The sequence below is a fragment of the Spirillospora sp. NPDC049652 genome (assembly GCF_040675125.1).
Lineage (GTDB): Bacteria > Actinomycetota > Actinomycetes > Streptosporangiales > Streptosporangiaceae > Spirillospora.
On sequence record NZ_JBFAOF010001532.1, the window covers coordinates 1 to 1,134 of the forward strand.

Annotated in this window: 1 protein-coding gene and 1 pseudogene; one reads left to right on the forward strand and one right to left on the reverse strand. The window is 81.2% G+C overall.

From position 1 onward, the window contains the following. A pseudogene (locus tag AB0J52_RS41700) lies at nt 1–820 on the forward strand (hypothetical protein); the annotation flags it as partial. A gap of 98 nt (nt 821–918) precedes the next feature. Here the strand turns inward: AB0J52_RS41700 and AB0J52_RS41705 are convergent. Then, a partial coding sequence (locus tag AB0J52_RS41705) for a hypothetical protein (RefSeq protein ID WP_500188820.1) occupies nt 919–1,134 on the reverse strand: 216 nt, incomplete at its 5' end.

Genomic DNA, 1,134 nt, shown 5'->3' on the forward strand with positions numbered 1-1,134 from the left:
GGACGCGCTGATGCGCGGCGAGGCCGGCGCCGGCCCCGCCACGGCCGAGGTGATCGCCGCGTTCGAGAAGGGCACGCTGCCGCGGCTGCTGGCCCGGCGCGCCCCGGCCGGGCCGCCCGGCGCACTGCGCGACCGGGTGCTGGCGTCCTACGAGCGCGAGGCGGACGAGCCGTCCCCGACCGCGACCTCGCCCAGCCCGCTGGTGGTGATCGGACCGGCCGCGCTCGGCGCGCCCGCCGCCGGCACCGCCGCGCACCGGGCGGCCACCGCCGCCCGCCGGTCGCGCCGCCGGTTCGGCGCGGTCACCGGTATCGCCGCGTCGGCCGCCGCCGCGGTCGGCCTGCTCACCACGTGGGCGTCGGCGCGCGGGCACGGCGACGGGACGATCGTGCCGTCCGCCCGGACCGACCGCACCGCCTCGGTGACCGGCGCGACCGGGTCCGCGGATCCGGCGAAGGCGCCCGGCCCGAACGGCGTCGAGCACACGATCGGCACCAAGCCGTCCAGGACGCACGGCGAGGACCCCACGACGACGGAGGTGTCCGAGCCGTCGCAGGTGGCCGGAGCGCCGTCGGCGCCGGCCTCCCCGCCCGCCACGGGCGGCCCGCGCCGGGACACCCCGAGGAGCCCGTCCGGGCCGGGGACCGGCACCCCGCCGAGCACGACGCCGCCGTCCACGACCCCGCCGGACGGCACGACGCCGCCCGACCCGGGGACGAGCGGCCCGTCCACCCCGCCGCCCACCGTCCCGCCGGAGCAGCCGGAGCCGAGCCCCGCGCCCAGCCCCGGCACCCCGACGCCCGCCCCCGACGGCGGCTGACGACGGGCTGACGACGGGCTGAAGACGCGCTTAAAACAGCAAGGACGCCCCCGCCGCACCGGCGGGGGCGTTCGACGTTCCGGGCCCGCGGACCCGCCTCAGGCGGGGGTGGGGACGGGCCGGACGAGACGCCGCAGGGCGCGGCGGCGGCGCGCGTAGACGGCCGAGGTCGCCGACATCGCCGGGCCCGGGCCGATCTTGGCGAGGGCGGGCAGCGTGAACCGGCCGCGCCGCCGGTCGCGCAGCGCCATCAGCCCGCCGAGCGCGACTCCGGTCGCCATCGCGACGACGTGCCCGACGGCCGCGACGTCCAG